We start from the raw sequence: 11,962 nt of genomic DNA, 5'->3' as shown, positions 1-11,962 counted from the left end.
TCGAGGCAGGCAGGATGAAGCGAGAACTCCAAGGCAGATACGTGACCATATCGACGGTGGGTGAGAAGGCCCAGGCCTTCGTGCCCGCGCCGCTGCCGCCACGTCCACCCATCGACTGGACGCCGGAGCTGCGCAGCAAGTTCGACCAGGCGTTGCTCGCGCTCGGGCGGCTGGATAGCGTTTCGACCCCGCTGCCGGACACCTCGCTGTTCCTCTACATGTATGTTCGCAAGGAAGCGGTGCTTTCTTCCATGATTGAGGGAACCCAGTCGTCGCTGTCCGACCTGCTGCTGTTCGAGCTGGATCAGGAACCCGGCGTGCCGCTGGATGACGTGCGGGAGGTCAGCAACTATGTTGCGGCCCTTGACCATGGTCTGCGCCTGCTGGAGGAGGGGCTGCCACTGTCGCTGCGGCTGTTCCGCGAGATTCATGGTGTGCTGCTGACCAAGGGGCGTGGCAGCAATCAGACCCCGGGGGAGTTTCGTCGCAGCCAGAACTGGATCGGCGGCACCCGGCCGGGCAATGCGGCTTTCGTTCCGCCTCCGGCCGAAGAGGTACTGGAGTGCATGAGCAAGCTGGAGCTCTTCCTCCATGACCAGCCGGAGCCGACCCCGGTGCTGCTCAAGGCGGCGCTGGCCCATGTGCAGTTCGAGACGATCCACCCGTTTCTGGACGGTAACGGCCGTCTCGGTCGTCTGCTGATTGCGCTGCTTTTGTGCGAGCAGAAGGTGCTGCGGGAGCCGATGCTCTACCTCAGCCTCTATTTCAAAACACATCGCCAGTACTACTACGAGCTGCTCAACAACGTGCGTATGACAGGTGACTGGGAAGCCTGGCTCGACTTCTTCTCCGAGGCGGTGATCGTCACCGCCACCCAGGCGGTGGAAACGGCGCAGCAACTTCTCGACCTTTCGAACCAGGACCGCGACAAGATCAGCGGTCTCGGCCGGGCGGCTGCATCCACGCTGCAGATTCACCGGGCGCTGATGGAGCATCCCATCGCCACCTCAGGCTCGCTGGTGGAGAAAACCGGCATCACCCCAACGACCGTCAACAAGGCGCTCGGTCATCTGGAGCAGCTCGGCATCGTCAAGGAGTTGACCGCCCAGAAACGCAACCGCCTGTTCAGCTATGCGGGCTATATCGAGATCATGAGTCGCGGCACGGAACTGCCGGGCAGGTAGGTCAATTCGATTCGGTTATGGGAACCGAACCGGCGTCCGAAAACCGGATTCGAAGTTGTTGCGGCTCGACGCCAGGTATCCGTTTTTACTGCAAACCCGTCACCCTCGTCCGGTGCCGGGAAATCAGGGTAGAAAATCGTTTCTCTGGTCTGGTTGGCGGAAAATGGTTGTGTGAGATGACTTCGGCGCATATTATCAAGGCGTTACGAGGAGCGCGGGCTTTGAGACTGTTTTGCGGTAGGTCGGCGTTCCCTCCACCATTTCTCCTCTATCCATTTATTATTACGGGAGAAATAGGGCTCACTAAGCGTAACAATTCTCGCTAGGGGTCAAACTAAAGCATGAACTCATGCTTGAGGGAGACTTTAGCTGTGAAGCTTGAAATCCTTTCTGAGCCAGCCCAAAGAACCAATAACAATGCCAGTCGTAGACGGACCACGCCCATTGGTAGGACACCCTCCTACCTGTGGAGGAAACGTGGTATTCTCTACTTCAGGTATGCTATCCCCCATGCTCTACGCACTCCCCTTGGCAAGTCTGAATACCGCTTCAGTCTAGGCACCACCTACATTTCCGAGGCTCGGCCTCTAGCTCTTCAGCTATCTATGCTGACCCATGCCCTTATGTCCTCAGTGAAGGCCCTACCGGGTTCTGCGAGCCAAGCCGACCTCATACCAATCCAGGCTCATTACTACTCTCAGGTTAGAAATGTACTGGCCTCTGTAGGCACAACACACCCTACCATCTCACCGATTATGTTCAATACGGGGGCATATGCCGGGGGCAATGATGGGGGGCAAAGGGGACGTTTAGATCAACCTTCAAACGTAGACACACCAACGCTTCAAGCCAATTGGGAGCGGGGTCAACAACTGGGGTCAAACCTTGGGTTCAAACCTGACAAGAAGGTCATGCTCTCCCAGATGATTCAAGACTTCATGGATGAGGGAAAGCGAGTATCCCGCTGGACCCTGAAAACGGTGGATGAGTATGAGGCTGTTTACAGTCTATTCCTGAGGATCGTAAGCGACATGCCAGTAGGAAGCCTAAGCTACCCCGTTATGAGAGAGTATAAGCAGACTCTCCTCAGACTACCTCCCAACATGAACAAGTCACCGCTCTACCGAGGCAAGACGGTGAAGCAGATACTCAACATGAAAATTCGCAAGTCGCTATCCCCTTCCAGCATCAACAAGGCCCTAACTAGAGTTTCTTCACTCTTCAAATGGGCCGTTAAAAATGGCTACATCCAAGCGAACTGGGCTGAAGGTATGCACATAGCCACAGGCAAAACGCCTCAGCAGGAAAGAAAGGCATATACGGTTGGTGAACTGAACAGGCTGTTCAACTCCCCCAGATACACAAAGGACACCTTTACAAGCCCCTACATGTTCTGGCTACCTGCCATGGGCCTATTCACCGGCTGTAGATTGGAAGAGCTATGCCAGCTCCATTTGGAAGACATCAGGGAGGTTTGCGGGGTCTGGGTATTGGATATTAACGACAACGGTGTGAAGCGTGTTAAAACCGCGAATTCCAAGAGACTCGTACCGATCCACCCATTCTTGCTTGAGCTTAATCTACCAGGATACGCGCAAGAGCTACAAAACCAAGGCCATGACAGGTTATTCCCTGAGATCACTTCCTACCGTGATGGATTCGGGCATAAGCCCTCTCGTTGGTTCAATGACCGATTTAAAAAGACTGTAGGAATTAACGAGATCGGCAAAGACTTCCATAGCTTCAGGCACACCTTCATTACTCAACTAAAGCAAAGCCAAGTAGACTACGTGATGCTTAAAGAGGTTGTCGGCCATGTTGTTGAGGGTGAGACTCTGGGGAGATATGGCAAGAGGTTCAGTCCAGACATAGTGTTTGAGAGATTGGTATCCCGATTGGAGTATCCTGGGCTACACATTGGGCACCTACTCACCTCTAGGTATGCGAGGTAAGCCCTGACACCGTGAATATAGAACTGATAGTCAGACAGGAAGCTCAAAACACGCTCTGCCGCTATCAGCGATAACATACATTGGGAAGCTGCCTCTATCCTCCTAATGGTGTGGTGGCTATTAACCGACAGCAAAAAGCTCCCATACAATAGAGGGTGTAAAAACTTTTACACCTCCTGTAGGCTTAGGGACGCAGGACTACCCCTGCCCCTACAAAACTCTGGGCTATCCTCCGCAGTGACTCCCCCTCCTTATTCTTCCTGGTTAGGGAGTAGGAGAAAGTAGGACTATATTGGTGTATATCTTTCCATATCCCCCCTACTATAGGGTATAATAGTGGTAACTAGCCCCTTTTCCTACCTCATCTTATATGCAGCCTGAGGAGGGTAGCCCGCATTTCCCTCAATCTCATCCGACCTCCCTACCCACCTTTTATAGTAGCTCTCAAGGGAGAATAGCTCACCCTTCACCTCAGCTACACCAGGGAACCCGAACTCCCGCTTAAACTCCATAGACATGACAGCCAGTAGCTCATCCTGCTTGACACAGGGCACGATGAAGCTGTCATGGACAGGTAGCACAGGTACGCCCTGTTCCACGAAATGAAGCATGATTCGCTCTGCAACCTTTGAATCGAGATACTGTAGCCTGATCCCTTCCCCTGTGTTGAAGAATTCAGCGATAGGCTCGTGGGTCTCCGCTATCCCCCGGCAGAGGTCCTCGATAGACTCCGGGTATTCCTCTATAAGGGCAGGTAGATCACGCCTCAGAGACAGACAGGCAGCGCGGTTTGTGTAGGCATTAATCATCCTCAGGAAGGCTTGCTTGACCAGCGTACGGTGCTTCGGGTCTACCCCTTGAATGGCATAGCAATCCTCAGGAGCTTCAAGTCCTATCCGCGCATAGAGTATCCTGGGATGTAGGCTGGCGTAGTCTACTTCAACGGTAGGTAGCCCGTTGATGAAAATCTTCTCTCTGTACTCGCTGTAGACGTTCTGCCACCATCCCCCGTAGAACCTACCCCCATGGTCCCACCGGCTATCATTGAACGCTCTATGCAACCCAACCCTTGATGTATCCAAAGGCTCATGCCGCCTATGATCGTCCTTTGACGCTATCAGCCGTGCATTGAGCAAGTCCCACTCAGCCGGGGTAAGCCGTAATTCTATGGAGGACTCATTCAGGAGCGTATTGATCTTGGTCAGGTTCTCCCGCATACGGATTGTCTCATCCGTATCCTCATAATCATCCAAGGGCTTGGTTCCATCCACTCGCTTAGGCTGTCTCAGTATGACGGTTTCTCGCATAGGGCACTGGTAGATCATGTCAGGGGTAAGCCCGGCACGGTCAAACATCGCCTGTAGATCACTAGTAGCCCTCACCCTAGACCGCCTATTCTTCTGGGATTCACCGGGCCTGTAGTGCTTACCTACCTCTCCTTCCAGTAAGTGCCCCTCCGTTAACAGGTCTACAATCTCTACCATTTTTGGGGATACACCAGTAAGGTTGTAGCGGCTCTTCTTGGAAGGGTAGCCATCATTTCCCCGAGGGTAGGCAACATACCAATCTTCCCTGAGGTGCTTGGCTCTGAGTAGATTGAGGACCAGTACCTTGATGTTCGGTTTCACCGTCTTAGGCTGCTTCCTCTTAGGCTGATACCGCATGTTATACATCCAGTAGATTTCATCCACTACGGCATCGACCTCAGGAGCATCACTACATAGGTTGAAATCTATCTGGCTGGACTGATTCAGCTCGATTGCTTTGCTACGCCTTCGCTCTAGTTCTTCAGGGCTTAATCTATCACTCAATTCTGTCATATCTATCTGACTCTCCAAGAAATTATCTCCTCAGAGAATACGCCTACCTATCCCCATCATCAAGCGGAATGCCGCTCCAAAGCATTGTAAAGAGTCTGACGGCTAACCCCATATTCCTTGGCAAGCGCCTTCTTCGTTTCACCCTGGCTGAGTCGCTCATTTATCTCCTGTACCTGGGACTCACTCAGCACGGCCATACGCCCACAATGAATGCCTCTACTCTTCGCCTGAGCTATCCCCTCTCGCTGTCGCTCCCTGATAAGCGCACGCTCAAATTGGGCTACTGCGCCTATGATCTGGAACATCAATACCTGTGTAGGGTTATCCTCTCCTGTGAATATCAGGTGCTCCTTATGGAAATGGACCGTTACCCCTTTTCCGTTAAGGAGTATGACCAACTGTTCAAGGTCCTGAAGGTTCCTAGCAAGCCGATCAATGCTATGCACATGAAGGGTATCGCCCTCCCTGAGGTAGTCCATACAGGCTTGGAGGTTTGGCCTATTGGTATCCTTTGCACTGGCCTTGTCCTCAAAGACCTTATCCAGCCTCATCCCATCCAATTGCCGCCCCGTATTTTGATCCAGGGTGCTCACTCTCACGTAGCCTATTTGTTGCCCTCTACCCGTATTCATCGCATTACTCCTACTCGCTAAAGTGATATCGTGTATGCCTAAAAACTATTAAGATCTTTCTAGACATTGTGTCAAACAAATAGAAATGAACCTTGATATACACAGCGGAATGCGGGTTGAGAGGTAGGCAGAGTGTGCCCAACAAGGTTTACCTTCTTGGACTACTCACGGATAAGGCTGAATAGGTGGTAGGGCCCCACCCTAGAGGTCAGGCAAAGCCCTCCAACAAATTACCCCCCAGAGACAGGTCGAGGGGCACCGGGGGGAATCTAGGCCAGCGGAGCACTGCACATTGCCTGAGACATTTTTGAGTCACTTTTTTAGGGTGTTAGGCCCACAAAAACCAAGGCTGACACCCCTTAAATTCGCCCATATTTGGCTCCTAACGCATTGTAGGAGCAAAGCCGCCAACCACTCAAGACCATCGCTTGAGGAGGTCAAAATCACGCAAGCTCAAATATCGGCATTTTTGCTATCAAGGCTCGTATAAGGGTATAAGCCCCCTCTGGGTGTAAAAATTTTTACACTTCCAAGCTGTAGGGGACGGGTGCTATGGACACGGCAATGAAACTAGACACTCCATATCGACTCGGATTCTTCGCCCTACTACTCACTGCCTCCCTACTCAGTCCCCCCTCAGGCTGGGCAAGGCAGGACAAGATTTATGCGGAGACTGCCACCATCGCCCGTATCATCAGCGTGTATGATGGGGACACCTTCCGGTGTGATCTGGCCTGCTACCCTCCCCTCGTAGGTGAGAACATCGGTATTAGGGTCAACGGGATAGACACCCCAGAGATGAAGGACAGGAGGCCAGAGGTAAAAGCCCTAGCCATCAAGGCCCGAGACTATGTGCGGAAGTGGTTTGAGGAGGCTCAGACTGTCGAATTACGGAATCTGAGGAGAGGAAAATACTTCAGGATTGTAGCTGATGTGTACGTGGATGGCGTAAGCTTAGCAGAACGCTTGATTGAGTTGGGATACGCTCATCCCTATGACGGTGGTACCAAACAGAAATGGTAGCAAAGACTAAAGGCTACTCTTCCATGTCAGGTTTGTAGTCTATTCGCAGGGGCAAATCCGTCATTGCGTAATGGACAAACTGATTACCAAGAGCAGTTAACTCGTATCCTTCATCGTAATCAAAAGCAGACTTAAGCGTTCTGCTCCCCTGCCCCTTACTCCGAGATTTCGGATTCTTTTTTATGAAGTTACCATAAGCATCTACTGGACGATGCTGTCTTATTACGTGTCCCGTAGACAGGTCTAAAAAAAGGAGTTTGTAAAGGTCCGCATCTGGTGAGTCTTCACGAACTGGCCCTTTACCAATTTTCTCCCATATTGCTCCTCTTGAGATGCCACCAGAATTGTATATTGCCGCAATAACCGAAAAATGCATCTCGGAATACTTGGAAATCCAATCGATAAACAAGCGCACGACATCATCTGAGGTGATTCTGGTTGCAGCCGCGTTGGTTAAAATATTCCTTATGTACTCGCGCTTGCTCTCACTCTCGGTACCACCCCACTCTCGAAAGGCTTTCTTTAACAACGACTGATACTCGTCGCTTGATACACGCCGATTAATTTCCTCATCTTGAAGATTTAGCCTCATCACAATCTCCAAAATGGTCTGTTCTTTCTCTTTCAACTCATCTTCAAGCATCTTCACCCATTGGTGAAAGAAATCATTCCAACGGGTCTGCTCACGCTCTCCCCACTGTCCGGCAATGGCCGAGAGCAGCCCCCCAGCAAATGGGATTGCTCCCCCCGCCACCTGAAGCCCTGTACGACTTATCTTAGAAATAGAACCCTCTTTAGGAGCTTCTGGACGGCTGTTCTCAGTCATAAGTATACACCATACTAATTTGAAATAACTACATCTTCTGCTCGGCAGGTACAGGACGGACTGTACGTCCCATCACAACATACGACCCTACCATTCTGACATCCACAAACCCCTTTATGCCATGAACAACAGCCACTTTTAGCCAAAAGCTCAGAGGGAATGTCGTCGCTACACATGTCACCTTGTAATGTCGTCGCAGGTTTTGCCTTGGGTTCTACACCCTGATTTTCAGCAAGGGCCGTAGTCAAGAATAAGGAAAACAGAAGGACTAGCAACAGGATTACTCGACGCATCGCTATACCCCCTACTGCTTCTTAGGAGTTGAGTACGGATTTGACTGTATCCCAAAAGAATTATTTGGGTTTGGATTCTTATATCCAGGCTTACCCGTGTAGGGGTTTGTGTTCCCCTTGGTAGACCAATTGTTATAAGGGTTACCATCAGGTGAACTACGGTAGTGAGGAGCAACGTAAGTACCATCTTTCCGGATATATCCCTTTACGTATACATCCCCAGCCCAAGCCAACGTACTGAAAAATAATGCTAAACATACGATCAACAGCATCACGGTCTTTTTCATAGCAGCCTCCTTTGGGTTCGCCATACATCAAAAACACGATCGCTTCAACGAAAACCAATTATATGTGAAGCTAACCACGAGTTATATAGCTACGACAGGTGATTGCGGTACCTCCGACGAGTGAAATACTTCAGGATTGTAGCCGATGTGTACGTGGATGGCGTGAGCTTAGCAGACTGCTTGATTGAGTTGGGATACGCTCACCCCTATGACGGCGGCACCAAACAGAAATGGTAGCAAAAAAAAAGCCCACAACATGGTGGGCTCATCTCCTTTTCCGTGCTCCCTCGCTATTGGGAGGGGTAGCGGGACGAATAGTGAGAGCTATGCGATTGATGGGAGGCATGGGAAGCGTGAGAACTATGAGATGAATGCCACGCTTGAAAATCAGCTCCATCAATCGAATTGAGGCTAGGTTGAGTAAGAACAAGCGGAGTTTGCTCAGTCACTACAATCTCTTTGGCCTTTAGCTCAGGCAGAGCGGCTTTAGAATCGGTTGCACTAACGCCAACAAGAGCAGCCAGCCCACCGACGAACAGTGCGACCTTATTAAAAATTTTCATTTCACCCCTCCTTATATTAGCAACGAAAAATACAATTTATATATGACTAAATACACATACGTATAGTAAATGTAAAGCACCATTCAACCACTTTTCACCCAAAAAACGTGGCACAAATTAGCATATAGGCTTAATATTACTACTCAAACTCTCACCGGATGTAGTAAAAACACCACAACACTGCTGTAATACCGAACAAGAGGAACATTTAGGCAGATAACTATTTTTCCAGGCAGATATTGATTTTCTTGCATACCGCCATGCCCTTTTATGAATCAGGCACAATGGATGATTGTAGGCAGAAACTCTCATCCCCCTCCGGTTAAGCTCATGAAGAGCTGCCTCTAATTCCATCTTATAATCCACAGGATCAATCCATACTCTTTCAAAATTGCTTACAGCTAGTCCTGTCACCTCTAAAGCCATAAATGCAACATGGAATGAGAATGGATAATTCCGAAATATATATTCTGCGAGGCTTCTCAACCTAGAATAATTAATCCGACTGACAACGATCCTTATTTCTACAGGAAGACATAACCTTGCAAGATTATACAACCCAGATTGCGTCTTTTGAAAGCTATTTTCTGATCCGACAATCAAATCATGCAATGAATCAATATCAGCATGTAATGAAACAGCGAAAAGAGCACCAGTATTTAACTCGGCAACAGACTTAGCAAAATCAAAGTCACTAAATGTCTTCCCATTTGTAAGAACTATAATTTTTGCAGACGGATATTTCTCCCTACAACTCCGAAGTATTTCTAAGAAATCACCACCACACAGTGTAGGCTCACCGCCGGTTATACATATCTCCCCTTCATAGGACTCAGGCGCAAGATTCAACACCTGCTTCGCTGTCTTGATGAGCCTCGGATTATGAGCCTGAGGAGGCTGAGGGCACATCAAGCAACGACAATTACACGCCTCGGTGAGAAATAAGACGTTATTTTGCTGGTCAACTTCCCAAAGAAAATTAATTTGAGCTGAAGGGGTTATACTAACTACATCGCCTTCGTTGAACACCTCTGAAGAAAAATCTGGAAAGTAGGCGTACGATGGTGCAATAAGATTTGAAGATTCAGTTGTAGAGATAATACCCGCGTAACCGACATCTGATAGTTTAACTCTGTCTGTAACAAGGATCATCCCATTACGATTTTTTAACGGAAGACGATGAGATATCAAACGACCAACAACCTCATCCTTCATTTTAGAATATTCACCATTAATCGTCTTCACCCCTTACCTCCTTCAATGGAAGTCTAGTGATCCAGGACCAAAAGACATCCATCACATCCCGTCGATCTTCCTCAATAAGAGAAAAGAGGTAGTCGAATATACCCATATGTTTTTGGCAAAATGGAGATATCGGTCTAGCCCCCACCACATCACCAGTCTCCAAATAGTTTCTCACAGGGTCAGCACCACAATATGGGTGATATGCACAGTCTGAACATCCAGGCATCACCTCAAGACATGATTTACTAACAATATCTTTTAACACCTCACCCTCAAATATACCACTATAGCTATGAGTAAAAACATTACCCATAAGGAACTTCTGATCGTCCATCCTAGCCAACATACGTCCCTCATCTGCCGGGTATACATCTCCATTGTAATCATAGATGACACCACTTATTCCAGCACCGGAAGGTGATTGTAGGTCAACAAAACCTGTAGAAAATGGAGTTAATATTCTTGTGAGTAGCAAAAGCGTATAATACTCAACAAACGTTTTACCGCTTAAATTCAATTCAATTATATACTCAAGGCCTTTCTTATAACTGTCAACAAATCTATCAATATTGTATCCAAGCTTTGCATCGTTATCTGAAGCAAATCCATATGGATTGAGTGCCCTAAAAAAAACACCATTAAATCCAAGTCGAATATATTCATCAACCACAGGCCTAAGATCATCAACCGATACAGATGTAGTTGTCATCAATGCACCGATCTTGTCATGACCACAAATATCTCTTGCAATACTTAACTTCTCAATGAATTGCCGATATGTTCCGCCACCTGTTCTTAGAACACGATTTGCATCATGAATACCCTCTGTGCCATCTAGCGATGTCGATATATCGACATTATGCTCCTTAAGGTACAGTAATTTATTTTCATCAATAAGTGTAAGATTAGTGCAGAGAACAAAATCTAAATTTTTATTAAATGATTTGTTCTTTAATTCAGCATATTCAATAGTTGATTTAACAGTTTCCCAATTGAGAAGTGGCTCACCTCCTTGAAACTCTATTTTAATACAGCTCGATGGCGACATAAAAATATAGTCAACAATCTTCCTAGCCACATCTGGTTTCATATCATACTTGTAAGCCACATCATCTTCGCACGAGACTTGGCAATATTCACATCGTTGATTGCAACGAAGAGTTACAACCATCATATGCAAACTGGTAAAATCACTTAAAAACCTCTTTCTTGACCTATAACGAGTGGAAGACATGTCTATAGAGCGAATTAGCTCTGCCTTGCTTGTAGCCAAGAAGTCTTTACTCTTTAAATCTTGAAACAATTTAGACTCTTCAGAAAGGCTACCTCCAAGAATATCATCAAATTCTGTTGTAGAGACAAAATGAAAATCACCAGCCTCTGTAGTTAGTAATAACTTGTTGCCCGCAGGTTTGAAACGAATAGGAAGCAGCCTATAGTAATTGTCATTTGTCATTTAGCTCACTCTCAAGGTCAGATATTGGGCTAAAAGCATGTCTAACAATCAACTCTCTAATTCGCCCATTTCGTGCTTCTAAATCTAATCGAACCTGCTGATCTAATGCCTCATTCGCAAAATCCATTGCGATCTTCTTAAGGGCTTCTTTTTCTAATCCCAATCTTTCCTCTAAGATCACCCCGATATGCACCTCTCCAACTGGTTCAATTTTCACGGCGCACTTATCGGTAAACTTATACGCTGCTGCAAATATAGCTTCACGAAGGTAGTATTCCTTGCTGAATCGGAGCATAAGTTTTCCATCGTCTAACCGTTCAACTATATTGTCGGACAACACTCTATCCTCCTACATTTGTGAACATTTATTAACACTACGGGCATACACCCCTTAATATTCTTTGTAAACGATTCGTTAAATGTGTAGACATTCCTGGCTTGCCTTAGGCTTGAGAGCTCTAAGACTCCAAGCACTACTTATCAAAATTTTGCCATTATCCTGCTCAAAACTGATGGAATGGCTAGGGAAAGGAACCTATCACAAATGAACCTTTACTTGTGCTGGCCGTAGTGCAATCATCCATTCAAAGTGCGGGGGTCAAATAAGCGCACCTATCGCTAATAAGAAACTGCCCCTAGCGAGACTGTTAAACTTTGAGAGTAAACGTAAGTGTTGTAACG

11 protein-coding genes and 1 pseudogene are annotated in these 11,962 nt (G+C 47.7%); 4 read left to right on the top strand and 8 right to left on the bottom strand.

The window, feature by feature from the left end; genetic code table 11:
- The first annotated feature begins 14 nt into the window (after positions 1–14).
- The 3 genes and pseudogenes from V8V93_RS11530 (at position 15) to V8V93_RS11525 (ending at position 3,136) form a co-directional block, all read left to right on the top strand.
- The gene (locus V8V93_RS11530) at positions 15–1,184 is read left to right on the top strand and encodes a Fic family protein (protein ID WP_011367014.1); all 1,170 of its coding nucleotides are present in this window, start codon (positions 15–17) and stop codon (positions 1,182–1,184) included.
- A gap of 341 nt (positions 1,185–1,525) precedes the next feature.
- A pseudogene (locus V8V93_RS19485) lies at positions 1,526–1,729 on the top strand (hypothetical protein); the annotation flags it as partial.
- 366 nt (positions 1,730–2,095) lie between these two features.
- Positions 2,096–3,136 carry a site-specific integrase gene (locus V8V93_RS11525; protein ID WP_338666818.1) on the top strand — a complete coding sequence of 347 codons (1,041 nt, stop codon included), beginning with the start codon at positions 2,096–2,098 and terminating at the stop codon, positions 3,134–3,136.
- 356 nt (positions 3,137–3,492) lie between these two features.
- Here the strand turns inward: V8V93_RS11525 and V8V93_RS11520 are convergent, their stop codons facing one another.
- Together V8V93_RS11520 and V8V93_RS11515 are read right to left on the bottom strand one after the other, a co-directional pair.
- On the bottom strand, positions 3,493–4,974 hold the full coding sequence (locus V8V93_RS11520) for a hypothetical protein (protein ID WP_338666817.1): 1,482 nt from the start codon (positions 4,972–4,974) through the stop codon (positions 3,493–3,495).
- A gap of 41 nt (positions 4,975–5,015) precedes the next feature.
- On the bottom strand, positions 5,016–5,588 hold the full coding sequence (locus V8V93_RS11515; RefSeq protein WP_338666816.1) for a recombinase family protein: 573 nt from the start codon (positions 5,586–5,588) through the stop codon (positions 5,016–5,018).
- A 564-nt stretch (positions 5,589–6,152) separates the two neighbouring features.
- Here V8V93_RS11515 and V8V93_RS11510 point away from each other — a divergent pair.
- A complete protein-coding gene (locus V8V93_RS11510) occupies positions 6,153–6,611 on the top strand; it encodes a thermonuclease family protein (protein ID WP_338666815.1) in 459 nt (152 codons plus the stop codon).
- Between the two features lie 13 nt (positions 6,612–6,624).
- Here the strand turns inward: V8V93_RS11510 and V8V93_RS11505 are convergent, their stop codons facing one another.
- From V8V93_RS11505 to hxsD, 6 genes are all read right to left on the bottom strand, one after another.
- Complete coding sequence (locus tag V8V93_RS11505; protein WP_338666814.1) at positions 6,625–7,437, bottom strand: hypothetical protein; 813 nt, start codon at positions 7,435–7,437, stop codon at positions 6,625–6,627.
- Positions 7,438–7,741: 304 nt separating this feature from the next.
- Positions 7,742–8,017, bottom strand: coding sequence for a hypothetical protein (locus tag V8V93_RS11500; protein WP_338666813.1), 276 nt, complete (start codon positions 8,015–8,017; stop codon positions 7,742–7,744).
- A 290-nt stretch (positions 8,018–8,307) separates the two neighbouring features.
- Positions 8,308–8,580: a hypothetical protein gene (locus tag V8V93_RS11495; RefSeq protein WP_338666812.1), complete on the bottom strand. Its 273-nt coding sequence runs from the start codon at positions 8,578–8,580 to the stop codon at positions 8,308–8,310.
- Positions 8,581–8,697: 117 nt separating this feature from the next.
- Complete coding sequence (gene hxsC, locus V8V93_RS11490) at positions 8,698–9,825, bottom strand: His-Xaa-Ser system radical SAM maturase HxsC (RefSeq protein ID WP_338666811.1); 1,128 nt, start codon at positions 9,823–9,825, stop codon at positions 8,698–8,700.
- A complete protein-coding gene (gene hxsB / locus V8V93_RS11485) occupies positions 9,812–11,281 on the bottom strand; it encodes a His-Xaa-Ser system radical SAM maturase HxsB (RefSeq protein ID WP_338666810.1) in 1,470 nt (489 codons plus the stop codon). Before hxsB ends, hxsC begins: the two co-directional genes overlap by 14 nt.
- On the bottom strand, positions 11,271–11,621 hold the full coding sequence (gene hxsD, locus V8V93_RS11480; RefSeq protein ID WP_338666809.1) for a His-Xaa-Ser system protein HxsD: 351 nt from the start codon (positions 11,619–11,621) through the stop codon (positions 11,271–11,273). Before hxsD ends, hxsB begins: the two co-directional genes overlap by 11 nt.
- Between the last annotated feature and the right edge of the window lie 341 nt (positions 11,622–11,962).

The sequence above is a fragment of the Pseudodesulfovibrio sp. 5S69 genome (assembly GCF_037094465.1).
GTDB lineage: Bacteria > Desulfobacterota > Desulfovibrionia > Desulfovibrionales > Desulfovibrionaceae > Pseudodesulfovibrio > Pseudodesulfovibrio methanolicus.
The sequence above is the reverse complement of the archived record's forward strand: the minus strand, read 5'-3'. Positions and strand labels throughout refer to the sequence as shown.